Origin of the sequence: Arthrobacter sp. MPF02, from assembly GCF_046605375.1 — a bacterium.
Classification (GTDB): domain Bacteria; phylum Actinomycetota; class Actinomycetes; order Actinomycetales; family Micrococcaceae; genus Arthrobacter.
In genome coordinates, this window is record NZ_CP176772.1 from 2,197,154 (window position 1) to 2,219,671 (window position 22,518).

Sequence of the window (22,518 nt, forward strand, 5' to 3'; positions counted from 1 at the left end):
GCGCTTCCACCGCTTTGCCTGGCGGGGCTGCCGGTCCGGATGACCGGGCCGGCAGCCCCGCCGTATTTTTCATCCTCCGGCCCTGAGCCGGGCAGCAACTGCGGGACCCTCCGGGACGGAGACGGGATCCCCAACCGACGAAAAGAGCGATCCTTTGACACGCAAAGTAGTCATTACCGGCCTGGGTGCCACCACGCCCATTGGCGGCGACGTGCCCACGATGTGGAACAACGCGCTCAAGGGGGTCTCCGGTGCCCGCACCCTGGAGGACGACTGGGTTGCCAAGTACGAACTCCCGGTCCACTTTGCCGCCCGCTGCAGCACTCCTGCCCTGGACGTGCTCAGCCGCGTGGAGGCCAAGCGGATGGACCCTTCCACGCAGTTCGGCGTCATTGCGGCGCGCGAGGCCTGGGCTGACGCCGGCATCACCGAGATCGACCAGGACCGCCTCGCCGTGGCCTTCGCCACCGGCATCGGCGGCGTCTGGACACTGCTGGACGCGTGGGACACCCTGAAGGAAAAAGGCCCCCGCCGGGTCCTGCCCATGACGGTCCCCATGCTGATGCCCAACGGCGTCGCCGCGGCGGTCAGCCTGGACCTTGGTGCGCGGGCCGGTGCCCACACCCCCGTTTCGGCCTGTGCCTCCGGTACCGAAGCCATGCACCTCGGCCTGGACCTCATCCGGTCCGGCAAGGCTGACGTAGTGATGTGCGGCGGAGCGGAAGCAGCAATCCACCCGATGCCGCTTGCCGCCTTCGCCTCCATGCAGGCCCTGTCCCGCCGCAATGACGAGCCGGAACGTGCTTCGCGTCCGTATGACACCGCACGGGACGGTTTCGTGATGGGCGAAGGCGCGGGCGCGCTCGTGCTCGAAGCCGAGGAACACGCTCTCGCCCGTGGCGCCCGGATTTACGCTGAACTGGCCGGGACATCGGTGACCGCTGACGCTTACCACATCACGGCGCCGGACCCCGAGGGTCTTGGTGCCACGCGTGCGCTGAAGGCGGCGATGTTCGATGGCCGGATCCAGGCCGAAGACGTGGTCCACGTGAACGCGCATGCCACCTCCACTCCAGTGGGCGACAAGCCGGAGTACACCGCCCTGCGGGCCGCCCTGGGCAAGCATGTGGACAACGTGGCTGTCTCTGCCACCAAGTCCCAGATGGGCCACCTCCTGGGTGCGTCCGGTGCGGTTGAAGCAGTCCTCACTGTCCTCGCGGTGCATGACCGCAAGGCCCCGGTCACCATCAACCTGGAAAACCAGGACCCGGAAATCCCGCTGGACGTCGTCACCTCCGCGCGCGACCTGCCGGCGGGGAACATCGTGGCATTGAGCAACTCCTTTGGGTTCGGCGGCCACAACGCCGTCGTCGCTGTCCGCAGCGTCTAGGACGTCCGGGCCCGGCCCGCACGCAAGAGGAGGCCCCGCCGGCTTGGCGGGGCCTCCTCTTTGCTATGGAGTGCAGTGATGTCCGGGACTGCCCGGTCACGGAAAGGACCTACGACGGCGGTCAGCCCACCTGGTGCAGCCAGCGCACAGGAGCACCTTCGGCTGCGTGCCGGAACGGCTCGAGCTCTTCGTCCCAGGCCTCACCGAGGGCAAGCGACAGTTCGTGGTAAACAGCTGCAGGATCGCCGGCCCCGGACTCGTAGGCGTACCGGATCCGGTCCTCTGAGACCATGATGTTGCCGTGGACGTCCGTGACGGCATGGAAGATACCGAGTTCGGGTGTATGGGACCACCGGCCGCCGTCAACCCCGGGGCTCGGTTCCTCCGTGACTTCAAAGCGGAGGTGCGCCCAACCCCGGAGAGAGGACGCCAGTTTGGCCCCGGTGCCGGGGGACCCGGTCCAGGACAGCTCCGCACGGAACATTCCGGGCGCGGCAGGCTGCGGGGTCCACTCAAGATCCGTCCGCTTGTCCACGACGGATCCGATAGCCCACTCAACATGAGGGCACAGGGCCGTAGGGGCCGAGTGAACGAAAAGTACACCACGGGTCATTGCAACAGACATTCCATCCTCCATAGCTCTAGGTACGTCTTCCCCTACGACCTTGTGCCTGGATGAATTTGCTGCGCCCTGTCCTGCGGGACAGGCTGCCTGATTATTCAATTGTCCGAAATAGCTGTGTCCGGTCTTGCCGCACCGCTAAAGCCTGGGCTTCAAGCGGCACTTGAAAGTTGCCGGACGTGACTCTTATTGTGCCGTACCCTGCAGAATTACGCCAGTGCGATTGGCGTCCCTGCAGTCATGCCCGCGGATGGGCCTGCTGGTAGCTTTTACGCAGCCTGTCGACGGAGATATGAGTGTAGATCTGCGTGGTTGCGAGGCTGCTGTGGCCCAGGATCTCCTGCACCGCCCGCAGGTCGGCCCCGCCGTCCAGCAGATGAGTGGCAGCGGAATGGCGGAGGGCGTGCGGCCCTGATGCCGACGTGTCACCCAGTGCTTCAAAGAGTCCGTTCACCAGTTCCCGGACCTGCCGCTGGTCGACGCGGCCGCCCCGGGCGCCGAGGAAAAGCGCAGGGCCACTGGAGTCTTTGGCCAGCAGCGGGCGGCCGCGCCGCAGCCAATCGTCAACAGCCACCGCCGCCGGAACGCCGTAGGGGACGGTGCGTTCCTTGTTGCCTTTTCCCAGCACGCGCAACGTCCGCCGGTCCGGATCCAGGTCGTCAACGTCCAGGCCGGCGAGTTCACCTACGCGCACGCCCGTTGCGTAAAGTAGCTCAACAATGGCACGGTTGCGGACAGCCAGTGGCGCACCGGCGGCAGCCGCTTCCTCCATCTGTGAAAGCAACCGCGTCATTTGTGACATCTGCAGGATTCCGGGCAGGGACCGTTCACGCTTGGGCGCCTTCAACCGGAGGGCCGGGTCCACCGAAATCCGCTCCTCCCTGAGCGCCCAGGCGGTGAAAGAGCGGACGGTGGCGGAACGGCGGGCGAGGGTGGAACGCGCCGCTCCGGACTGGCTTTGCGCTCCGAGCCAGCGGCGAAGTGTTCCAAGGTCGAGATCGCTGAGCCGGGTGGCGCCTTCGGAGGCGGCGTGCGTCAGGAGACTGCGCAAGTCCGCCAGATAGGCACGCCGGGTGTGGTCCGACATGCCGCGCTCGCCCGACAGGTAGCCCGCGAACGCAGCCAATGCCGCGTCGAGGTCCTGGGGCAGTTCCACATTTTCCACTCCTTAACTTTCGCAGTGTTGGTCCCTGAAGCGGGAGCCGACACGGTCCCGTACAGCAGCTACTTAGCCCCGGGCTGCCGGTCACACCGACCCCTTGCCCCGTTTCCAGCCGCCCCGCTCCGATACGGCCAGGCCGAGCAGGCCCAGCCTCCCGAGTCCGGCCCGCACCGACTCCTGTCCCAGGCCGGCCACCGCGGATAGCTTTTCGATGGACGTGGTTGACCTGAGCGGCAGGGCGTCCAGAAGGATCAGGTCCTCAAGGGTCAGCCCGTCCTGGACCTGGGCAGGGACCTGGCGCTGCCCGGGCAGGGAAGCCCCGCTCGGCGAGGCCAGTTCCACGATTTCGGCAGCATCGGTAACACAGACCGCTCCCCCATCGCGAAGAAGCCGGTGGCACCCGGCGGAGTTTGCGCTGTGGACGGAACCGGGCACGGCGCCAACCGCCCGCCCCAGGGTTTCTGCATGATGGGCAGTGTTGAGTGCCCCGGAGCGCCACCGCGCCTCGACCACCACTGTCACCGCGGACAGGGCTGCGATCAACCGGTTCCGCTGCAGGAAACGGTACCGGGTCGGGGCTGAGCCCGGGGGCACTTCGGCCAGCACGGCCCCCTGGTTGCCAACGGCCCTCAGGAGGTCCTCGTTTCCGGAGGGGTAGTACCGGTCCACGCCCCCTGCCATGACCGCGATCGTAGGAATGGCGCCGGAACCTCCGGCCAGTGCTGCCCGGTGGGCATGGGCGTCGATACCGTATGCCCCGCCGGACACCACGGTATATCCGCGCTGTGCCAGCGAGTAGGCGAAGTCTCCGGTGACTGATGCCCCGTAGCTGGTGCTGTCCCGGGATCCCACCAGCGCGATGCAACGCTCGGCTCCGGGAAGCGGCTGTTCCTGGCCGCGCCACCACAGGCAGATGGGTTCCTGGATTCCGAGGTCGGATAACTGGCCCGGCCACAGCTCGTCAGAGGGCACGATAAGCCGGCCACCCAACCGTGCCATGGTGGCCAGGTCGCGTTCCGGCGCCAGGTCCGGAATCCGCGGATGCCAGCGTTTCAGCGCCGCGGCGAGGCCAGTCCAGCCCGGCGACGCGCCGTTATCCGCGAGGAGCGCAGTGATGTCCCGCTCGACACCGGGCCCCGGGTTCAACTCACCGGTGGCGATACCAAGGGCATCCACGGCACCTGCCACATGAACGAGCGCAAGGCCGGCAGCGTCCTGGGGCTCCATCAGCCGGGACAGCGCCGCCCTGGCCAACCGTTGCCTGTCCATGGTTGCCTCGCTCATGCCGCTGCCACCGCAGACTGACGCAGGCCCAGGGCTTGCCCGATATCGTTGGCGTCCGGCGTGTCGCGATGCGCCAGGTCAGCGATGGTCCACGCCAGCCGAAGGACGCGGTCGTAGCCCCGGGCGGTGAGTACCCCCCGTTCCAGGGATCGGTCCAGAATCCCGGTGGCGGCGGGCGCAAGCCGCAGTTCGCCGCGCAGGATCCGGCCCGGCACCTGCGAATTGGTCTCCAGCCCAAAAACCTGGAGCCGGTCAAGCTGCCGGCAGCGGGCGTCGCGCACCCGCCGTGCAACAGACGCGGTGTCCTCCTCCGCCCCGGCCTGGCCGAATTCGGCCAGTGACACCCGTTCGACCTGAAGCTGTATGTCCACCCGGTCGAGCAGGGGCCCCGACAGCCTGGCAAAATAGCGCCGGCGCATGACCGGGGTGCAGGTGCACTCCAGTCCCTTTCCCGACGCTTTTCCGCACGGGCAGGGATTCGCAGCGAGCACCAGTTGGAAGCGGGCAGGGTAGGCGGCAGTCCCCGCTGACCGGTGGATCACCAGTTCACCACTTTCCAGCGGCTGCCGGAGGGCGTCCAGGACCCGGCGTTCATACTCCGGCGCCTCGTCCAGGAACAGGACTCCCCGGTGTGCCCGGGACGCCGCCCCCGGCCTGGGCAGCCCCGACCCGCCCCCGATGATGGCAGCCGCCGTGGCGGAATGGTGCGGGTTCTCAAAGGGCGGCCGGCGTAGAAGCTGCACTGACGACGACGGCAGCCCGCAGAGGGAGTGGATGGCGGTGACTTCCATCGATTCCTGGTCGCCAAGGTCCGGCAGCAGGCCGGGCAACCGCTCCGCCAGCATGGTCTTGCCGGCGCCGGGAGGGCCGGTCAGCAGCAGGTGGTGTGCACCCGCCGCAGCGACCTCCAGGGCGTGCCGGGCATCTGCCTGCCCCGATACGTCCGCAATGTCCGGGAAGGCCAATATATTGGCCGGCCCGTCGTCCTCCTCTTCATCGTCGGGCTCAAAGTCCAGGGCAAGGTCCTGGGGATCGGCACCGAAATCCAGCGCCAGCCTGGCGAGGGTACGGTATCCCCGCACCACTGCCCCGGGTACCAGCGACGCCTCGGCCAGGTTTGCCTGCGCCACCACGATCTCCGGATACCCTGCCTGCACAGAGGCCATGACGGCCGGAAGGATGCCGCGCACCGGGCGGAGCCGCCCGTCCAGCCCGAGTTCGGCGATGAAGACGGTGCGGCCCGTGGGTCTGATGTCGTTGGCGGCCCGGAGTACGGCCATGGTGACGGCAAGGTCGAAGCCCGAGCCCCGCTTGGGCAGTGAGGCAGGAATAAGGTTGGCGGTGATCTTCCTCCGGCTCAACGGGATACCGGAGTTCTTGGCGGCGGACCGGATCCGTTCCTTCGCCTCATTCAGGGAGGCATCCGGCAGTCCCAGGATGATGAACGCCGGAAGGGTTTGGCCAATGTCCGCCTCGACCTCCACCACGTAGCCGTTCAGCCCCACCAGCGCGATGGAGTAGGTGCGTCCCAGCGCCACTTACCCCACCCCCTTGAGGTGCTCCACCACGGGCGCCCCGCGGCCGTCGTCAATGACAGCGATGACGTCCACGCGCCGCAGCGGCATCCGCAGCTCACGGTCGCGGCACCAGGCCGAACCGAGCCGGTGCAGCCTGGCGAGTTTTTCCGCTCCCACAGCTTCAAAGGGATGGCCGTAATCAAGGGAGCGGCGTGTCTTTACTTCCGCGATCACCAGGGCGTCGCCGTCTAGCGCCACGATGTCTATCTCGCCCTCGGGGCAACGCCAGTTGCGTTCCACCACCAGCATGCCCAGGGATTCAAGATAGCCGGCGGCGAGTTCCTCGCCGTGCCTGCCCAACAGGTCTTTCGATTTCATGTTCTACCTCCGCAACCAGCCTGCTGCCGGCTGGTTGCGGAGGACAGGGAGCGATGCCCCTATGTGGACCCGGCGCCCTGTGGAGGGAAAGTGGGCACCCGGTCGAGGCTAACTGCCCAGGTCAACGTCCTTGGGCATCGCCAATTCCTCGTTTCGCGGAAGTTCTTCAACGTTGACGTCCTTGAACGTCAGGACGCGCACGCTCTTGACGAACCTGGCGGAACGGTAGACATCCCACACCCAGGCATCCTGCAGCGTCAGGTCGAAATAGACCTCGCCATCGGCACTGCGGGCCTGCAGGTCAACGTGGTTGGCCAGGTAGAAGCGCCGTTCCGTCTCGACAACGTAGCTGAAGAGCCCGACGACGTCCCGGTATTCACGGTAGAGCTGCAACTCCATGTCGGTTTCATAGTTTTCAAGATCTTCAGCACTCATGCTTCCATCTTGCACCATCTCCCCCGCCCGGGGCGCCGGACCGTTGAGTGTTAGTCCGGGACGGAGTGTTCACTGCGGGCAGGGCCGCCGTCTTCCAGTCCCCCGTCGAGGTCGGCAGCCTCCAGGTCCGCGCCGTCCACGTCATCAGCATCCAGCAGGTCCCCGCCCAGGAGGCGCCAACTGACGCGGTGGTAGGGGGTGGGCCCGGCTGCGCGCAGCGCGTCCCGGTGCGACGCCGTCGCGTAGCCCTTGTTGATGTCCCAACCAAAGCCGGGGTACTCCGCGTGCAACTCCCGCATGGTCCTGTCCCGCTCCACCTTGGCGATGACGCTGGCGGCAGCCACGCTCAGGCACTGCATGTCCGCCTTGATCTTCGTGTGCACCGGGGCGTCACAGCTGACTTCCATGGCCGGCGGGTCGAACAGGGACAGCTGGTCTGCAGGAGACAGCCAGTTGTGGTTTCCATCAAGCAGGACCAGGTCCGGCGTGACGCCTGCTGCCAGGACTTCCTGCCACGCACGCGTACCTGCCAGGCGGAGCGCCGCGATGATGCCGATGGCATCAATTTCCTGTGCACTGGCGTGCCCCACCGCCGCCGCTACGCTCCAACGCCGGACCAGCGGGTCCAGCCGCTCGCGCTCGGCCGGGGCCAGGAGTTTACTGTCCCGCACGCCTGCCAGCGGCTTCTGGCGCTCAAGGTCCACGACGGCGATGCCCACGCTCACGGGACCGGCCAGGGCACCGCGCCCCACTTCGTCCACGCCGGCAAGGTACCGCACGCCCTGCGCCCTGAAGGTCCGCTCGTGCCGCAGCGTAGGTTTAGTGCGGGAGGCGGGCACCTTTGACGGGCCGGATCGGGGGCGCGACGGTGTTGCCTTGGCCGGACTGGCCTTTACTGCAGGAGACATGTCAGGGAGCCGCGGGGACGTCCCGGAACACGTCCGGGTAGTTGTCCAGGGTGGTGACCCGGCTAAGCGGCCAGGCAATGACAGCGGCCTTGCCCTCAAGGTCGTCAAGGTCGATGAAGCCGCCGTCAGAGTCCATGTGGGCGCGGGAATCGGCAGAGTGGTTCCGGTTGTCGCCCATCACCCACACCTTCCCTTCGGGCACAACGACGTCGAAGTTCCGGACTTGCGGGACTTCGGCGGGGTTGACGTAGCTTTCGTCAATCGCGGTTCCGTTGATGGTCAGTTTACCGCCGGCGTCGCAGCACACCACATGGTCGCCGGGAAGCCCGATGACCCTCTTGACCAGGTGCTGCTCGGAGTTGTCGGGGAGCAGTCCGACGAATGTCAGTCCGTCCTGGACCCAAGTGAACGGCCCCTGCTCTTTTTGCTCAACGGGCGGGAGCCAGCCCTTGGTGTCACGGAAGACCACGATGTCCCCGCGGCTGAGCGAGAACGGTTCAGGCACGAGCAGGTTGACGAAGATACGGTCATCCACGTCAAGCGTGCTCACCATGGATTCGGACGGGATGAAGAACGCCCGGAACAGGAAGGTCTTGATCAGGAAGGACAGGACGACCGCGATGACCACCACCGTGGCGATCTCCTTCAGCCAGGCGAACAGCTGGCCGCCGGACTCCTTTCCAGCCGCCTTGGCAGCGGAGCGGGTTTCCGCGGGCGCAGCACGGTCGTCAGTCGGGGCGGCTGCCTCCCGGTCCTGGCTTGCGGGGGTCCCGGAAGCGCCGTCAGGACGGGGTTCCGGTGTCCGCGGGTGGTTCTCGGGCATCTACTGTCCGTTCTGTGTGTTTGGTTCCGCAGCGGGTGGCCGCGGTACTGCAGCAAATCTATCAAGCGGCCAGATGATCTGGACCGGGCGTCCGATGACGCGCTCCACGGGCACCATGCCGCCGCCTGGTGCGCCCAACAGGCTGCGGGAGTCAGCGGACAGGGAGCGGTGGTCGCCCATGAGCCACAGGCGTCCTTCCGGAACTACCGCATTGAATATCTGGACGCTGGGGGCGTCGCCGGGGAAAAGGTACGGCTCTTCCAGCGGTTCACCGTTCACGGTGATTTTTCCGTCTGCGTCGCAGCAGATGACGGTATCCCCGGCTGCTCCGATGACCCGCTTCACGTAGGTGGTGTCGCTGCCGGTGATGCCCAGCCACTGGGTCACCCCGGCGGCGGCGTCAAGCAGGGCTCCCTTCCCGCTGTTGAGCGGCGCGAAGGTGCCCCGTCCGTCGAACACCACCACGTCGCCCGGGCGTATCGGTTCGGACTCGAAGGCCGTCCTGGAGACCAGGATCCGGTCCCCGCCCTCCAGCAGGGGCTCCATCGATTCGGACGGGATGTAGTAGATGTCCAGCCACAGCGACCGGACCAGGCCGCTGACCGCCAGGGCCAGAATCAGCGCCAGGAACGCAAAACGCCAGCCCGTTTTGGCGGGCTGGCGTTTTGTCTGGTCCATGGTCCGTATCCTGGCGCTGGTGCTGAGTGGCTCCGGCGCTGGCCGGATACGGCTGCGGCCCAGCCTTCGTACGTCCGAAAAGGGACTTACTTGGCAGCGGCGGTGAAGTCGCGCTTTTCCTTGATCTTCGCAGCCTTGCCGCGCAGTCCGCGCATGTAGTACAGCTTGGCGCGGCGGACATCGCCCTTGGTGACAACTTCGATCTTTTCGATGATCGGGGAGTGTACCGGGAAGGTACGCTCAACGCCGACGCCGAAGGAGACCTTGCGGACCGTGAAGGTCTCGCGGACGCCGTCACCCTGGCGGCCCAGGACGAAGCCCTGGAACACCTGGACGCGGGTGTTCTTGCCTTCGATGATGTTCACGTGCACCTTGAGGGTGTCACCCGCGCGGAAGTCGGGAACATCGGTGCGCAGCGAAGCTGCATCTACGGAATCGAGAATATGCATGATTGCACTCCTGGTGAACGCCACAGGTCATTCACTTTGGGTCACGGCCGCAAAGCCCGGGCACAGGCGCCGGAAATCGCTGCCGAAAGCTAAGTGGTCCAGCCGCTTCAATTGTTGACGGGGCCGGTTGTCAGGCTGTTGGTTTCGCTCCCCCTGTGGCAGGCGCGGACCCAGCAGACACAAGGATTAATTATGCCCCATCCGGGACGGATTGGTTAATTCCCGCTCCGCCGCCGGAGGTGGCCGTCGACGACGTCGTACCCCAGGTTCTGAAGTTCGGCGCGGTCGGCACGTGCCAGGTTTCCGGCGTCGAACCCCTCCAGGAGGTCGGGGCGGCGGGTGGCGGTCCGGCGGAATTGCTCGTGCCGGCGCCACTGCGCAATTTTGCCGTGATTGCCGCTCAACAGCACGGCAGGCACCTCGCGTTCCCGCCACACCGCCGGCTTGGTGTACACGGGGTACTCCAGGAGCCCGTCAGAATGGGACTCCTCCACCAGCGATTCAGGGTTGCCCACCACTCCGGGCAGCAACCGGCCGACGGCTTCCACGATGGCCAGGACAGCCACTTCCCCGCCGTTGAGGACGTAGTCGCCAAGGCTGACCGGCCGCACGTCGAAGTGTTCGCCTGCCCATTCGATGACCCGCTCGTCGATGCCCTCGTAACGGCCGCAGGCGAAGGCCAGGTGGCTTTCTTCGGCGAGGCCGTGGGCCATGGCCTGGGTGAAGCGCTCCCCCGCCGGCGACGGCACGATCAGCACGGGCCTGCCGGCACCTTCCGGGCGCTCATCAACGATGGCGGCCAGTGCCTGCGCCCAAGGTTCCGCCTTCATGACCATGCCTGCGCCTCCGCCGTAGGGGGTGTCGTCCACGGTGCGGTGCCTGTCGGTGGTGAAGGCACGGAGGTCGTGGACGTGCAGGTCAAGGATCCCGTCCTGCCGGGCCTTGCCGATCAGCGAAAGTTCCAGCGGGGCCAGGTACTCGGGAAAGATGCTGACGACGTCGATCCGCATCTAGTCCCTGCCTTCGCTTTCCGGGGCGGAGGCGTCGTCCGCGTTCAGTTCGAAAAGTCCGTCCGGCGGGGTGAGGAGGATGTAGCCGGCCTCGATGTTCACTTCGGGCACGATCTGTTCGACGAACGGGATCAGGATCTCGCCGCCGTCAGGTGTGGTGACCATCAGCAGGTCCTGCGCGGGAGCGGTGTTGAGGGCAGTGACCTTGCCCACCACGGCGTCCCCCACGCGCGCCTCAAGCCCGACGAGTTCGTGCTCGTACCAGCCTTCGTCGTCGTCCTCTTCCAGGTCTCCGGTTTCGATGAAGAGCCGGGCCCCCCGCAGCGCCTCCGCCCGGTTGCGGTCCGCCACCTCTTCAAAGCCGAGCAGCAGGATGTCCTTGTTCCAGCGGGCGCTGCGGACGGTCAGCGGACCTGAGGACGCAGGTTCCACCGCGAACTCGGTGCCCGGGACGAAGCGGTCCTCCGGAGCGTCGGTCAGGACCTCGACGGTCACTTCCCCCCGGATGCCATGGGGCTTGCCGATGCGGGCCACCTGAAGCTGCATTAGTTCCTCTGTTCGGATTGGACGTTTGTTCGGAAAAGACTCCGGCCCCTCCACCATATGGTGGAGGGGCCGGAGCAAAAGACTGGTACTGACGTGCGCTCAGCGGCGGCGGTCGGTGTCGACGACGTCGACCCTTACCGGCTCGCCGCCTGCCAGGGCTGCCACCACGGTGCGCAGCGCGCGTGCCGTGCGGCCCTGGCGGCCGATCACCCGTCCCAGGTCGTCCTGGTGGACACGCACCTCGAGGGTATCCCCGCGGCGGTTGCTCTTCGAGCTGACCTTGACATCGTCCGGGGAATCAACAATTCCGCGGACCAGGTGCTCCAGCGCGTCTGCCAGCAAACTACTCAGCCTCGGTGGTCTCTGCTTCGGCGTCGGCCGGAGCCTCGTCAGACTTGGCTGCCTTCTTGGTGATGGCCTCCGGAATGATTACGGAGCCCTTCTCGGGGGCAACGAAGGCTTCCTTCTCAGACTTGGTCTTGAGGGTGCCTTCCTGGCCCGGCAGGCCCTTGAACTTCTGCCAGTCACCGGTGATCTTGAGGATCGCGGCAACCTGCTCCGACGGCTGGGCGCCGACGGACAGCCAGTACTGGGCACGCTCGGAGTCGACCTCGATGTACGAGGGCTCTTCCGTGGGGTGGTACTTGCCGATTTCCTCGATGGCGCGGCCGTCACGCTTGGTGCGTGAGTCCGCGACGACGATGCGGTAGTACGGTGCGCGCATCTTGCCGAAGCGCTTAAGGCGAATCTTTACGGCCACTTTTGTGGTCACTCCTGTTTCAGAAAAAGGGGGTGAACCCGGCTTTCTGCTCCCGTGGGGCGGGCCGTACTTGCGGGCTCGAAGGACAGGATCCGGACGCGGAGAGAGGGGCCACGCAGATCGAGTACCTGTACATTGTGCCAGATCAGCGTCAGGATTTCGACTTGACACTGCCCAGGCCGGCGGAAGCCGGGCCGCAGGATTTCAGGCGGACCAGACGTACAGCCCCGTGCGTTCGGAGTCGTCGAGGCTGCCGGCGAGCTCCGCCACCTGCCGGACGTACGTCCGCGCCCGGCCGGCGTCGAAAGGCATGTCCTCCTGGGCCGCCCACTGCTCGGCGACGTCGTCCAGGACGTTGCCCTCGCCTTCGGTTTCATAGGTCAGCAGATCCGCGAGGGCGCGGACCATGGCCGGCGGGACGGCGAGCAGCGAATCACTGGCGACATCAACCATGGTCAGCTCGTAGTCGGCGCCGCCGGCGTGGACAGCGGTCCCGGCGAGGTCCCCGAGCTGCTCCACTTCGAAGTCGCTGATGTCCGGGATCCGGACAGCGCCCTGTGCTGCAGCAGCGCCGCCTTCATCAAGCTGGCCGGCCCGCTTTAGGGCGGCATCATGGGTGGCGGCAAAGATCTCGGTAAAGCCCATCGGGTGTCCCTTCTTCCGTCGAAAGTGCGGTGGCCGGGCAAGGCTCCCGGCCTGCCGTTCCCGCTTCAGCCTAGTACGGCAGGGGCTGGTTCAGCGCACTGCCACCCGGATGTTGTTGCGCCACGGATCCTGGAACCGCAGTTCTGCTCCCGTATGGTGGGACGGCACTCCGGCGACCTTCAAGCGGTCCGCGAGCGCGCCGACGTCGTCCCCGGAAGGCACCTCGATCAGGACCTCGCCGAGGCCCAGGGTGTCCTTGCGGGGCCCCGCGCCGCGGCTGTTCCAGACGTTCATGGCCATGTGGTGGTGGTAGCGTCCGGCAGAGACGAAGAGGGCCTGCCCGTGCCAGCCGGCGGTCTTCTCGAAGCCGAGGATGCCGACGTAGAAGTCCCGGGCGGACTGGACGTCGCCCACCTGGAGGTGGACGTGGCCCACCCCGGCCGCGGTGTCCCGCTGTCCCGCGAGGGACTCTTGCGTGAGGTGCTGCTCAAGGTACCGCTGCGGCGGAAGCGCCAGGCTGTCCATCACCACGTCGGTGCCGTTCCACGACCAGTTGCTGCGGGGCCGGTCCCAGTAGAGTTCGATGCCGTTGCCCTCGGGATCGCTGAAGTAGAAGGCCTCACTGACGAGGTGGTCGGCGCTGCCGGTGAAGGAGCGGGGCTCGTATTGCGCTGCCGTTGCGATGGTTGCGGCGAGTGAAGCCTGGTCCTCGAAGAGCAGTGCGGTGTGGAACAGGCCCGCCTCTCCCCTGCCCGGAAGGTTCAGCCCGGGTGCGGGCGCAAGGTGGACCAGTGGTTTCTGCAGGCGGCCCAGGTAGAATCCGCCGTCCTGCTCGGCCACCACCTCGAGGCCCAGCGCGCGCTGGTAGTAGTCGGTCATGACCTTCATGTCGCCGACCTTGAGCATCACGGCGCCCATGGTGAGGTCGGCCGGAAGGAGATCCTGGCTGGTGGGTTCTGCTGACATTGAACGCTCACTCCTGTGCTGGAGGCCGCCCGGGAATGGGCGCGGCCCGTCACAGTTAAAATTACTTGAAGCTTCAAATTGTTCCAAGCGCTTTGCGCCTGGGAAATCAGCGAACGTCGCGTCCTGCCAGGAGTACGTGGGACGGTTGCCGCACGGCGTCCGGTGTCTTCCGCGGATCCTCCCGGTAGAGCACGACGTCGGCCCGCGCACCTTCCTGCACGCCCCGCACCCCGAGCCATTCCCGAGCCGACCAGCAGGCAGCATCCAGGGCGGCCGTCATGGGCAGCCCCGCGGAATGAAGGGCAAGGATCTCGTAAGCGATCCTGCCGTGGCGGATGACGCTGCCGGCGTCCGTTCCGGCATAGATTGCCACTCCAGCGTGGTACGCCTCCCCGACCCGCTCCAGGCGCCGTTCCCAAAGCGCCATCATGTGGTCCGCATACCTCGGGAATTTCGGCTGTGCCTGCGCTGCGATGTCCGGGAATGTGGCGATGTTGACCAGCGTCGGCACGATGGGTACGTCCTGCTCCACGAACCGCGGTATGTGCCGGGGCAGCAGCCCGGTGGCGTGCTCGATGCAGTCAATGCCTGCGTCCAGCATCTGGTCGAGGGTGTCTTCCGCGAAGCAGTGCGCCGTCACCCGCGCTCCTTCGTCATGCGCCGCCCGCACCGCGTCACGTACGACGGCGGCAGGAAACGAAGGTGCCAGGTCGCCGGCCTGGCGGTCGATCCAGTCCGCGACGAGCTTCACCCAGCCGTCGCCGTCGCGCGCCTGTTTCCGCACCGCCTCCACGAGGCCTTCCGGTTCGACCTCGTGGGCCAAGCCGCGCAGGTACCGCCGCGTGCGGGCCACGTGGCGCCCGGCACGGATCAGTACCGGGAAGTCGCTGCCGCCCTGCATCCAGCGGGTATCGGCCGGAGAGCCGGCGTCCCTGACCAGCAGGGTTCCGGCCGCGAGGTCTGCCCGGGCCTGGGCTGCCGCCGTGGCGGCATCAACCGGGCCTCCGGGGCCAAGCCCGATGTGGCAGTGCGCGTCGACCAGGCCCGGCAGCACCCAGCCGGCCAGCACACGGTCCGGGGCCCGCCCGGGGTGGACGAAGGTCAACACGCCGTCCACGGACCACAGGCCCTGCAGTTCGGTGTCCGGCCCGGTCAGGACAGGGCCGCTGAACTCGATGATTTCCGGCATCCGACTCCCTTTTCTCCGCGAGTCAGGCTAGCACCGCCAATGTGACAAAGCCCTTCGCACCGGCTGTGGTAGCTTCGTTGCTGACCACACGGGTGCCCCTGCAGGGGCTGAGATCAGGCTGATGCAACCTGCGACCGTCGAACCTGTCCGGGTAATGCCGGCGAAGGAAGTGAGTATTCATTGAGTACACCAAGAGAACAGCTGAGCCCTGCCCAAAACCAGCCGGGAGCAGCCGCGGTTACCCGGTCCCTGAAGTCGCATTCCCTGGCGTTCGTTGAGGACGCGCAGTACGGCATCCGGGTTCCGGTGACGGAAATTTCCCTGGAGCCATCCCCGAATGGCAAGGCCAATGCACCGTTCCGCACCTACCGGACGGCCGGCCCGGGCAGCGACCCGGTCCGGGGCCTTAGCCCTTTCCGGTCTGAATGGATCCTGGCACGCGGGGACACCCAGGCCTACGGCGGCAGGGAACGGAACCTGCTCGACGATGGCCGCTCGGCCGTCCGCCGGGGAGCCGCCTCAGCGGAGTGGAAGGGCGCGCAGCCGGCCCCGCGCCGCGCCGCGGACGGTAGAACCGTGACGCAGATGCACTACGCCCGCCAGGGCATCATCACCCCGGAAATGCGCTTTGTGGCGCTGCGCGAGAATTGCGACGTCGAGCTGGTCCGCAGTGAGCTCGCGGCGGGCCGGGCCATCATCCCAAGCAACATCAACCACCCGGAGTCCGAACCCATGGTCATCGGCAAGGCATTCCTGGTGAAGGTCAACGCCAACATCGGCAACTCCGCCGTGACCAGCTCCATTGCCGAAGAGGTGGACAAGCTGCAGTGGGCAACCCAGTGGGGCGCCGACACGGTGATGGACCTGTCCACCGGCGACGACATCCACACCACCCGCGAGTGGATCATCCGCAACTCCCCCGTCCCCATCGGAACCGTCCCCATTTACCAGGCCCTGGAGAAGGTCAACGGCGAGGCCAACAAGCTGACCTGGGAAGTTTTCCGGGACACCGTCATTGAGCAATGCGAGCAGGGCGTGGACTACATGACCATCCACGCCGGCGTCCTGCTGCGCTACGTGCCCCTCACCGCCGACCGCGTGACCGGCATCGTCTCGCGCGGCGGCTCCATCATGGCCGGCTGGTGCCTGGCGCACCACCAGGAGAACTTCCTCTACACGCACTTCGACGAACTGTGCGAAATCTTCGCCAAGTACGACGTCGCGTTTTCACTCGGCGACGGCCTGCGGCCCGGTGCGACGGCAGACGCGAATGACGCCGCCCAGTTCGCGGAGCTGGATACGCTCGCCGAGCTGACGCAGCGCGCGTGGGAATACGACGTCCAGGTGATGGTGGAGGGACCAGGCCACATCCCGTTCCACCTGGTGCGGGAGAACGTGGAGCGGCAGCAGGAACTCTGCAAGGGAGCGCCCTTCTACACGCTGGGCCCGCTTGTCACGGACATTGCGCCCGGCTACGACCACATCACATCCGCCATCGGGGCCACGGAAATCGCGAGGTACGGCACGGCCATGCTCTGCTACGTCACTCCCAAGGAACACCTGGGCCTGCCCAACAAGGACGACGTGAAGACCGGCGTGATCACCTACAAGATCGCAGCGCATGCAGCAGACCTCGCCAAAGGCCACCCCGGCGCGCATGAACGCGACGACGCCCTGTCCAAGGCCAGGTTCGAGTTCCGCTGGCGCGACCAGTTCGCCTTGTCCCTGGATCCCGTGACGGCAGAAGCGTTCCATGACGAGACGCTCCCCGCCGAGCCGGCCAAGACCGCGCACTTCTGCTCCATGTGCGGGCCCAAGTTCTGCTCCATGCGGATCAGCCAGGACATCCGGGACGAATACGGGTCCGCGGAAGCCCAGGCAGCCCGGGTGTCCGGCATGCGGGAAAAGAGCGAGGAATTCCTGGCTGCCGGCGCCAAGGTCTACCTGCCGGAGCCCCGTGTCCCGGCAGGAGGATAGCGGCAGCAGCGGCGCGGCCTGCCCGGGGGCTAGCAGGCCCGGGCCGGCTCGCTCCTGCTGACCTCGGCGATGAAGGAGCGGATGGCCCGGTCGCCGTCGGGGGTGTCCTGCGGCCGGTGTCCACCCGGCGAGGTGCGGTGCCATGCACCCGTTTCCCGCAGGTAGCCCGCGATCTCCTCATAGAGGGGTTCCCATCCGCCCGTAAGAACCAGGGTGGGGACACCCGGAACGATGTGCAGCGGAGCCTCCCAGGACGGCGCCTGCAGGCGCAGGCGCCGTGCCGAGCGTTTTTCCTCCGCGGTGGCGGGTTCGTGAAGGTCGGTGGCGTAGACCCGCCGCACAAATTCGCGCTGGAACTCTTCGTCATTGAGCTGGTGGCGGCGTTCCAGCAGCGGCTGCATCAGCGCGATGTGCGCCGCGGTGGCGGGCAGCTCCGCTGTGAGGGACAGGCAGGCCGGTTCCACGAGCGTCAGGGAATAGACAAGGTCGGGGCGTTCGACGGCGGCCATCATGGCTGCCACGGCGCCCTGTGCGTGTGCCACGACGTGCCCGCCGGCGGCTCCGCGGCCATCATCAGCGAGTGACCGCAGCACGATCGCGGTGTCCTCGGCAAACGAGGACTCCACCGGTTCCGCGACGGGATCAAAGCCGTGGCGGCGAAGAAAGAGGGCGTCGTAGGACAGTGCCATGCCGTGCTGGCGCGGCCAGGCAGCGGCGCCGAAGCTCCCGGCGCCGTGCACGAACACTACCCTCTGCTTGAACATGTCCCAACCCTATTCCACGGCGCCGACAGTCCAACCAAGTAGCGCCAAGTGTCGTTTTGACCGTTCAAAACGACACTTGGCGCTACTCAGTCGGGGCACTGCTACTTGCCGAGGAACTTGTCGAAGCCCTTGGGCAGGTTCAGCTGGGACGGATCGAAGTCACCGGACTGCTGACCGAACGCGGCGCCGGTGGGCAGGGCCTTGGCGGCGTTGGCGCGGCGGGCCTCGGCCTCCTTGCGCTCCTGGGCCGCCTTGGCCGGGTTGCCCGACTTTGCCTTCTTCTTGGGCGCGTTCCTGGCGTTCTTGCGCGCTCCCCCGCCGGCACCCGGCAGCCCCGGCATCCCGGGCATTCCCGGCATGCCGCCCTGGGCCATCTTCTTCATCATCTTCTGCGCCTGCGCGAACCGCTCCAGCAGGCCGTTGACCTCGGACACGTGGACGCCGGATCCACGGGCGATGCGGGCACGGCGGGAGCCGTTGATGATCTTGGGGGCCAGGCGTTCGTGCGGCGTCATGGAACGGACAATGGCTTCCACGCGGTCAATCTCGCGCTCGTCGAACTGCTCAAGCTGCTGGCGGATGTTCTGCGCGCCGGGCATCATCATGAGCATCTTCTTCATCGAGCCCATGTTGCGGATCTGCTGCATCTGGGCCAGGAAATCCTCGAGGGTGAAGTCTTCCTGGTCGGCGAACTTTTTCGCCATCCGGGCAGCTTCGTCTTTGTCCCAGGCCTTTTCCGCCTGTTCGATGAGGGTGAGGATGTCACCCATGTCCAGGATGCGCGATGCCATCCGGTCCGGGTGGAACAGCTCGAAGTCGTCAAGCCCTTCGCCAGTGGAGGCGAACATCACGGGCTTGCCGGTGACCGACGCAACGGACAGCGCGGCACCGCCGCGGGCGTCGCCGTCGAGCTTCGAGAGCACGATGCCGGTGAAGTTGACGCCCTCGTCGAAGGCCATGGCCGTGTTCACGGCGTCCTGGCCGATCATGGCGTCGATGACGAACAGCACCTCGTTCGGCACGATGGCGCGGCGGATCTGGCGTGCCTGCTCCATCATGTCGGCGTCCACGCCAAGGCGGCCTGCGGTGTCAACGATGACGACGTCGTGAAGCTTCTGGCGGGCTTCCTCGACGCCGGCGCGGGCCACGGCCACGGGATCGCCGGCGGGCTGGTCGAGTTCGGTGGACGTGGCTCCCGGATGCGGCGCGAAGACCGGCACCTTGGCACGTTCGCCGACCACCTGGAGCTGGGTGACGGCGTTGGGGCGCTGCAGGTCGCAGGCCACGAGCATGGGGCTGTGGCCCTGGGACTTCAGCCACTTGGACAGCTTGCCGGCCAGCGTGGTCTTACCGGCACCCTGGAGGCCGGCCAGCATGATGATGGTGGGGCCGTTCTTGGCGAGGCGGATACGGCGGGTCTCGCCGCCGAGGATCTCCACGAGTTCCTCGTTGACGATCTTCACGATCTGCTGGCTGGGGTTCAGGGCGGCCGAAACCTCGGCGCCAAGGGCGCGCTCCCGGACCCGGCCGGTGAACTCACGGACCACCGGCACGGCAACATCGGCATCCAGGAGGGCGCGGCGGATCTCGCGGACGGTGGCATCAACGTCGGCCTCGGTGAGGCGGCCCTTGCCGCGGAGATTCTTGAAGGTTGCTGTCAACCGGTCAGAGAGTGAATTGAACACGCGCCGTGCACTTCTTTCAGGAGATGATCGGGACTCGACTATCTAGGGTACCAAGTCGGGCCTGCCAGATGGCATGCTGGCAAAATGACGAGCCCAACAACTGTAAGAACCCTGCTCATCCTCGGTGCCTCCGGGGACCTCACCGGGCGGCTGCTCCTTCCGGGCCTGGCGCGCCTGGTGTCGCAGGGCCGGGCGGCAGGCCTTCGGCTGGTGGGGGCAGGGTCTGACCCCTGGACCCCGGAACAGTGGCGCGAACGGGTCCGGACATCTTTCGCGGCTGCCGCGGATGCCGCCGGCACCGAAGGGCTCGAAGCGCTCACCGCCCTGGACAAGGACACGGTCTACCACCAGCTGGATGTCACCGCGGCCGGAGCCCTCGCAGCCCTGCTGAACAGCCTCGAAGCCCCCGTGGCCGTCTACTTCGCCCTTCCGCCGCGGATCAGCCAGCTCGCCTGCGAGTCCCTGCGGCCTGAAGAGGTGCCCGCCGGCACCCGCCTGGTGATGGAGAAACCCTTTGGTTCGAGCGAGGAGTCGGCGCGTTCGCTGAACCGGACCCTGGTGCGGCTGGTCCCCGAGGACCACATCCACCGGGTGGACCACTTCCTGGGCAAGGCCACGGTGCTGAACATCCTGGGACTGCGCTTCGCCAACAACTTCCTGGAGCCCGTCTGGAACCGGCACCACATTGAGAAGGTGGAAATCATTTTCGATGAAGACCTCGCCCTGGAGGGCAGGGCCCGCTACTACGACGGCGCCGGGGCGCTCCGTGACATGATCCAAAGCCACCTCCTGCACGTCATGGCCCTGCTTGCCATCGAACCTCCCGCCACCATCCGCGAGCGCGACCTCCGTGACGCCATCTCCGCCGTTCTCCGCGCCAGCAACGTCAACGAGCCCTTCGCCGCGTCCACCAGGAGGGCGCGCTACACGGCGGGAACTGTCGCGGGGAAGGACGTGCCTGACTATGCCAGGGAAGAGGGCGTGGACGCAGGCCGCGGTACGGAGACCCTGGCCGAGATCGAGGTGATGATCGACAACTGGCGGTGGAAAGGCGTCCCCTTCATCCTGCGCTCCGGCAAGGCGCTGGGCGCCAAGCGCAAGGAAGCTGTTGTCACGTTCCGCCCGGTGCCGCACCTGCCCGCCGGTTTTACCGGGGTTGATTCGCCGAACCAGCTCCGCATCGGCTTCGGGCCGGATACGCTTCAGTTCGACGTGGACGTCAACGGTCCCGGCGATGTCTTCAGCCTCAGCAGGGCAACGCTAAAGGCCGAGCTCAGCGCCTCTGAACTCCTGCCATACGGGGAAGTGCTGGAAGGTGTCCTCACGGGTGATCCGCTGCTCTCGGTCCGCGGCGACACGGCGGAAGAGTGCTGGCGTATTGTCGAGCCGGTGCTGGCTGCCTGGCAGCAGGACGCGGTCCTGCTGGAGGAGTACGACGCCGGATCGACTGGACCTGCAGCCTGGCCCACAACGCCGCGGGCGAAGTAAGCCCCGGCCCGGCAGGCACGGAAAAGGCCGCAGCAGCACGCAGCAGGGCGGGCGGGGAACCTTCCGGTTCCCCGCCCGCCCTGCAGTTTGTTGCTGCCTGATCCTTGTTGCTGGCGGAAGCCCCCTAGATGGCGGCCACTCCCCGCTCTCCGGTGCGGACCCGGACGGCCTCGAAGACATCCATGGTCCAGACCTTGCCGTCCCCTGCCCGGCCGGTGTTCGAGCTGGCGATGATGACGTCGAGGATGTCATCGGCCTGCTCGTCCGTGGCCAGCACCTCCACGCGGATCTTGGGCAGGAGGTCCACGTTGTACTCGGCACCACGGTAGACCTCGGTGTAGCCGCGCTGCCGGCCGTAGCCGCTGGCCGCGCTGACCGTCAGGCCCTGTACGCCGTATGACTCCAGTCCTTCCCGGATGGCCTCGAGCTTTTCCGGCCTGACGATTGCGGTGATCAGTTTCATGCCCCCACGCTTTCCTTGCCTGTTGCTGATTCGTTCTGCTGTCCAGCCGGTGCGGTCCGGTCAGCGGGATCCTGCTGGTTCTTGCCGGTGATCACGTCGTGCAGCGGCTGGAAGGTTCCGCCGTGCCCGCCGACCCCGAACTCGTACGCGGTCTCGGCGTGCAGGCTGAGGTCCACGCCCACAGTTTCCTGTTCCTGCGAGACCCGGAAGCCCATGGTCTTGTGGATGGCCAGGGCGATGACCGCCGTCAGGATCGCGGAGTAGGCGATGGCGATGCCGGCTGCTGCGAGCTGTGCCCACATCTGGGCCATGCCGCCGCCGTAGAAGAGGCCGCCGCCAGCACCGTCGGCAGGGAGGGCGATGAAGCCAAGGGCCACGGTGCCGATGATGCCTGACACGAGGTGGACGCCGACGACGTCGAGCGAGTCATCGAATCCCCAGCGGAACTTCAGGCCGACGGCGAGGGCGGAGGCGATACCGGCCACCAGGCCGAGGCCGAGGGCGCCGACCGGGCTGACGTTGGCGCAGGCCGGGGTGATGGCAACGAGGCCGGCGACGACGCCGGAGGCTGCACCGAGGGAGGTGGGGTGGCCGTCGCGGATGCGTTCGGTGATCAGCCAGCCGAGCATGGCTGCGGCAGGCGCTGCGAGGGTGTTGACCCAGATCAGGCCGCCCTGCTCAGCGGTGGTGGCAGCGCCGCCGTTGAAGCCGAACCACCCGAACCAGAGGATGGCTGCCCCGAGCATGACGAAGGGGATGTTGTGCGGGCGGTGGTTCGGGTCCTTGCCGAAGCCCTTGCGGTTGCCGATGATCAGGACCAGGACCAGTGCAGCAACACCGGCGTTGATGTGGACCACGGTGCCGCCGGCGAAGTCGATTGCCGGGCCCAGGGCCTGTCCCACGGCGCCTTCGGGGCCGAACAGTCCGCCGCCCCACACCATGTACGCGAGCGGGCAGTAGACCAGGGTGACCCAGACCGGGACGAAGACGCTCCAGGCGCCGAACTTGGCGCGGTCGGCAATGGCGCCGCTGATCAGGGCCACCGTGATGATGGCGAAGGTGGCGGCGTAGCCAACCTTGATGAGTCCGTCCGGCGTGTCGATGCCTTCCAGGCCGAACGTGGCGAACGGGTTTCCGACGACCTGCATGAACCCGTCGCCGGAGCTCATCGAGGCGCCCCAGAGAACCCAGACAACGCCCACCATGCCGATGGAGATGAAGCTCATCATCATCATGTTCAGTGCTGCCTTGGCACGGGTCATCCCGCCGTAGAAAAATGCCAGGCCCGGTGTCATGAACAGCACGAGCGCTGCCGCCACCATGAGCCATACGTGACCTGCGGTAAGTTCCATGGTGCACGTCCTCTCTTCTCGTTCTTG

Annotated in this window: 24 protein-coding genes and 1 riboswitch; of the genes, 3 read left to right on the top strand and 21 right to left on the bottom strand. The window is 66.8% G+C overall.

The features are described from left to right. The first annotated feature begins 154 nt into the window (after positions 1-154). Positions 155-1,390, top strand: coding sequence for a beta-ketoacyl-ACP synthase II (gene fabF, locus ACLH0K_RS10365; RefSeq protein ID WP_411373532.1), 1,236 nt, complete (start codon positions 155-157; stop codon positions 1,388-1,390). A 121-nt stretch (positions 1,391-1,511) separates the two neighbouring features. Here the strand turns inward: fabF and ACLH0K_RS10370 are convergent, their stop codons facing one another. From ACLH0K_RS10370 to ACLH0K_RS10450, 17 genes are all read right to left on the bottom strand, one after another. Next, a complete protein-coding gene (locus ACLH0K_RS10370) occupies positions 1,512-2,015 on the bottom strand; it encodes a DUF3145 domain-containing protein (protein WP_138138566.1) in 504 nt (167 codons plus the stop codon). 235 nt (positions 2,016-2,250) lie between these two features. Next, positions 2,251-3,177, bottom strand: a complete 927-nt coding sequence (locus ACLH0K_RS10375; RefSeq protein WP_411373533.1) for a tyrosine recombinase XerC — start codon at positions 3,175-3,177, stop codon at positions 2,251-2,253. Between the two features lie 81 nt (positions 3,178-3,258). After that, complete coding sequence (dprA, locus tag ACLH0K_RS10380; protein WP_411376461.1) at positions 3,259-4,443, bottom strand: DNA-processing protein DprA; 1,185 nt, start codon at positions 4,441-4,443, stop codon at positions 3,259-3,261. 11 nt (positions 4,444-4,454) lie between these two features. Next, positions 4,455-5,996, bottom strand: a complete 1,542-nt coding sequence (locus tag ACLH0K_RS10385; protein ID WP_411373534.1) for a YifB family Mg chelatase-like AAA ATPase — start codon at positions 5,994-5,996, stop codon at positions 4,455-4,457. Next, on the bottom strand, positions 5,997-6,353 hold the full coding sequence (locus ACLH0K_RS10390; protein WP_411373535.1) for a YraN family protein: 357 nt from the start codon (positions 6,351-6,353) through the stop codon (positions 5,997-5,999). Positions 6,354-6,461: 108 nt separating this feature from the next. Continuing rightward, a complete protein-coding gene (locus ACLH0K_RS10395) occupies positions 6,462-6,788 on the bottom strand; it encodes a DUF2469 domain-containing protein (protein ID WP_411373536.1) in 327 nt (108 codons plus the stop codon). Between the two features lie 50 nt (positions 6,789-6,838). Further along, complete coding sequence (locus ACLH0K_RS10400) at positions 6,839-7,696, bottom strand: ribonuclease HII (RefSeq protein WP_411373537.1); 858 nt, start codon at positions 7,694-7,696, stop codon at positions 6,839-6,841. A 1-nt stretch (position 7,697) separates the two neighbouring features. Next, complete coding sequence (lepB, locus tag ACLH0K_RS10405) at positions 7,698-8,519, bottom strand: signal peptidase I (RefSeq protein WP_411373538.1); 822 nt, start codon at positions 8,517-8,519, stop codon at positions 7,698-7,700. Further along, the gene (gene lepB, locus ACLH0K_RS10410) at positions 8,520-9,197 is read right to left on the bottom strand and encodes a signal peptidase I (protein WP_411373539.1); all 678 of its coding nucleotides are present in this window, start codon (positions 9,195-9,197) and stop codon (positions 8,520-8,522) included. A gap of 86 nt (positions 9,198-9,283) precedes the next feature. Next, the gene (rplS, locus tag ACLH0K_RS10415; RefSeq protein ID WP_411373540.1) at positions 9,284-9,646 is read right to left on the bottom strand and encodes a 50S ribosomal protein L19; all 363 of its coding nucleotides are present in this window, start codon (positions 9,644-9,646) and stop codon (positions 9,284-9,286) included. A gap of 215 nt (positions 9,647-9,861) precedes the next feature. Next, the gene (gene trmD / locus ACLH0K_RS10420) at positions 9,862-10,656 is read right to left on the bottom strand and encodes a tRNA (guanosine(37)-N1)-methyltransferase TrmD (protein WP_411373541.1); all 795 of its coding nucleotides are present in this window, start codon (positions 10,654-10,656) and stop codon (positions 9,862-9,864) included. Then, positions 10,657-11,202, bottom strand: a complete 546-nt coding sequence (gene rimM / locus ACLH0K_RS10425) for a ribosome maturation factor RimM (RefSeq protein WP_411373542.1) — start codon at positions 11,200-11,202, stop codon at positions 10,657-10,659. It abuts the gene before it with no gap. A gap of 99 nt (positions 11,203-11,301) precedes the next feature. After that, positions 11,302-11,544 (bottom strand): RNA-binding protein, encoded by a 243-nt coding sequence (locus ACLH0K_RS10430; protein WP_009359302.1) that lies wholly within the window; start codon positions 11,542-11,544, stop codon positions 11,302-11,304. Position 11,545: 1 nt separating this feature from the next. After that, positions 11,546-11,962: a 30S ribosomal protein S16 gene (gene rpsP / locus ACLH0K_RS10435; RefSeq protein WP_411373543.1), complete on the bottom strand. Its 417-nt coding sequence runs from the start codon at positions 11,960-11,962 to the stop codon at positions 11,546-11,548. 204 nt (positions 11,963-12,166) lie between these two features. After that, positions 12,167-12,607, bottom strand: coding sequence for a hypothetical protein (locus ACLH0K_RS10440; RefSeq protein ID WP_411373544.1), 441 nt, complete (start codon positions 12,605-12,607; stop codon positions 12,167-12,169). A 90-nt stretch (positions 12,608-12,697) separates the two neighbouring features. Then, positions 12,698-13,573: a VOC family protein gene (locus tag ACLH0K_RS10445; RefSeq protein WP_411373545.1), complete on the bottom strand. Its 876-nt coding sequence runs from the start codon at positions 13,571-13,573 to the stop codon at positions 12,698-12,700. Positions 13,574-13,679: 106 nt separating this feature from the next. Next, positions 13,680-14,762, bottom strand: coding sequence for an amidohydrolase family protein (locus ACLH0K_RS10450; RefSeq protein ID WP_411373546.1), 1,083 nt, complete (start codon positions 14,760-14,762; stop codon positions 13,680-13,682). Between the two features lie 78 nt (positions 14,763-14,840). Further along, positions 14,841-14,948, top strand: a riboswitch (TPP riboswitch). Between ACLH0K_RS10450 and thiC the strand changes: the two genes are divergently transcribed. Beyond that, a complete protein-coding gene (gene thiC / locus ACLH0K_RS10455; protein ID WP_411373547.1) occupies positions 14,943-16,739 on the top strand; it encodes a phosphomethylpyrimidine synthase ThiC in 1,797 nt (598 codons plus the stop codon). (Overlaps the previous riboswitch by 6 nt.) Before the next feature lie 29 nt (positions 16,740-16,768). Here thiC and ACLH0K_RS10460 read toward each other — a convergent pair whose 3' ends face one another. Then, positions 16,769-17,503 (bottom strand): alpha/beta hydrolase, encoded by a 735-nt coding sequence (locus ACLH0K_RS10460; RefSeq protein WP_411373548.1) that lies wholly within the window; start codon positions 17,501-17,503, stop codon positions 16,769-16,771. Positions 17,504-17,604: 101 nt separating this feature from the next. After that, positions 17,605-19,188 (bottom strand): signal recognition particle protein, encoded by a 1,584-nt coding sequence (ffh, locus tag ACLH0K_RS10465; RefSeq protein ID WP_411373549.1) that lies wholly within the window; start codon positions 19,186-19,188, stop codon positions 17,605-17,607. 84 nt (positions 19,189-19,272) lie between these two features. On the opposite strand from ffh, the gene ACLH0K_RS10470 reads away from it, so the two are divergent. Further along, the gene (locus ACLH0K_RS10470; protein ID WP_411373550.1) at positions 19,273-20,676 is read left to right on the top strand and encodes a glucose-6-phosphate dehydrogenase; all 1,404 of its coding nucleotides are present in this window, start codon (positions 19,273-19,275) and stop codon (positions 20,674-20,676) included. A 124-nt stretch (positions 20,677-20,800) separates the two neighbouring features. Here ACLH0K_RS10470 and ACLH0K_RS10475 read toward each other — a convergent pair whose 3' ends face one another. Then, positions 20,801-21,139, bottom strand: a complete 339-nt coding sequence (locus tag ACLH0K_RS10475; RefSeq protein WP_050687078.1) for a P-II family nitrogen regulator — start codon at positions 21,137-21,139, stop codon at positions 20,801-20,803. Further along, positions 21,136-22,491 (bottom strand): ammonium transporter, encoded by a 1,356-nt coding sequence (locus ACLH0K_RS10480; protein ID WP_411373551.1) that lies wholly within the window; start codon positions 22,489-22,491, stop codon positions 21,136-21,138. Before ACLH0K_RS10480 ends, ACLH0K_RS10475 begins: the two co-directional genes overlap by 4 nt. Positions 22,492-22,518 lie beyond the last annotated feature (27 nt).

Coding starts and splice junctions, on each gene's coding strand:
- ACLH0K_RS10370 (WP_138138566.1), bottom strand. CDS start 2,015: ATGTCTGTTGCAATGACCCGTGGTGTACTTTTCGTTCACTCGGCCCCT.
- dprA (WP_411376461.1), bottom strand. CDS start 4,443: ATGGACAGGCAACGGTTGGCCAGGGCGGCGCTGTCCCGGCTGATGGAG.
- ACLH0K_RS10390 (WP_411373535.1), bottom strand. CDS start 6,353: ATGAAATCGAAAGACCTGTTGGGCAGGCACGGCGAGGAACTCGCCGCC.
- ACLH0K_RS10395 (WP_411373536.1), bottom strand. CDS start 6,788: ATGAGTGCTGAAGATCTTGAAAACTATGAAACCGACATGGAGTTGCAG.
- ACLH0K_RS10400 (WP_411373537.1), bottom strand. CDS start 7,696: ATGTCTCCTGCAGTAAAGGCCAGTCCGGCCAAGGCAACACCGTCGCGC.
- lepB (WP_411373538.1), bottom strand. CDS start 8,519: ATGCCCGAGAACCACCCGCGGACACCGGAACCCCGTCCTGACGGCGCT.
- lepB (WP_411373539.1), bottom strand. CDS start 9,197: ATGGACCAGACAAAACGCCAGCCCGCCAAAACGGGCTGGCGTTTTGCG.
- rplS (WP_411373540.1), bottom strand. CDS start 9,646: ATGCATATTCTCGATTCCGTAGATGCAGCTTCGCTGCGCACCGATGTT.
- trmD (WP_411373541.1), bottom strand. CDS start 10,656: ATGCGGATCGACGTCGTCAGCATCTTTCCCGAGTACCTGGCCCCGCTG.
- rimM (WP_411373542.1), bottom strand. CDS start 11,202: ATGCAGCTTCAGGTGGCCCGCATCGGCAAGCCCCATGGCATCCGGGGG.
- ACLH0K_RS10440 (WP_411373544.1), bottom strand. CDS start 12,607: ATGGGCTTTACCGAGATCTTTGCCGCCACCCATGATGCCGCCCTAAAG.
- ACLH0K_RS10445 (WP_411373545.1), bottom strand. CDS start 13,573: ATGTCAGCAGAACCCACCAGCCAGGATCTCCTTCCGGCCGACCTCACC.
- ACLH0K_RS10450 (WP_411373546.1), bottom strand. CDS start 14,762: ATGCCGGAAATCATCGAGTTCAGCGGCCCTGTCCTGACCGGGCCGGAC.
- ACLH0K_RS10460 (WP_411373548.1), bottom strand. CDS start 17,503: ATGTTCAAGCAGAGGGTAGTGTTCGTGCACGGCGCCGGGAGCTTCGGC.
- ACLH0K_RS10470 (WP_411373550.1), top strand. CDS start 19,273: ATGACGAGCCCAACAACTGTAAGAACCCTGCTCATCCTCGGTGCCTCC.
- ACLH0K_RS10475 (WP_050687078.1), bottom strand. CDS start 21,139: ATGAAACTGATCACCGCAATCGTCAGGCCGGAAAAGCTCGAGGCCATC.
- ACLH0K_RS10480 (WP_411373551.1), bottom strand. CDS start 22,491: ATGGAACTTACCGCAGGTCACGTATGGCTCATGGTGGCGGCAGCGCTC.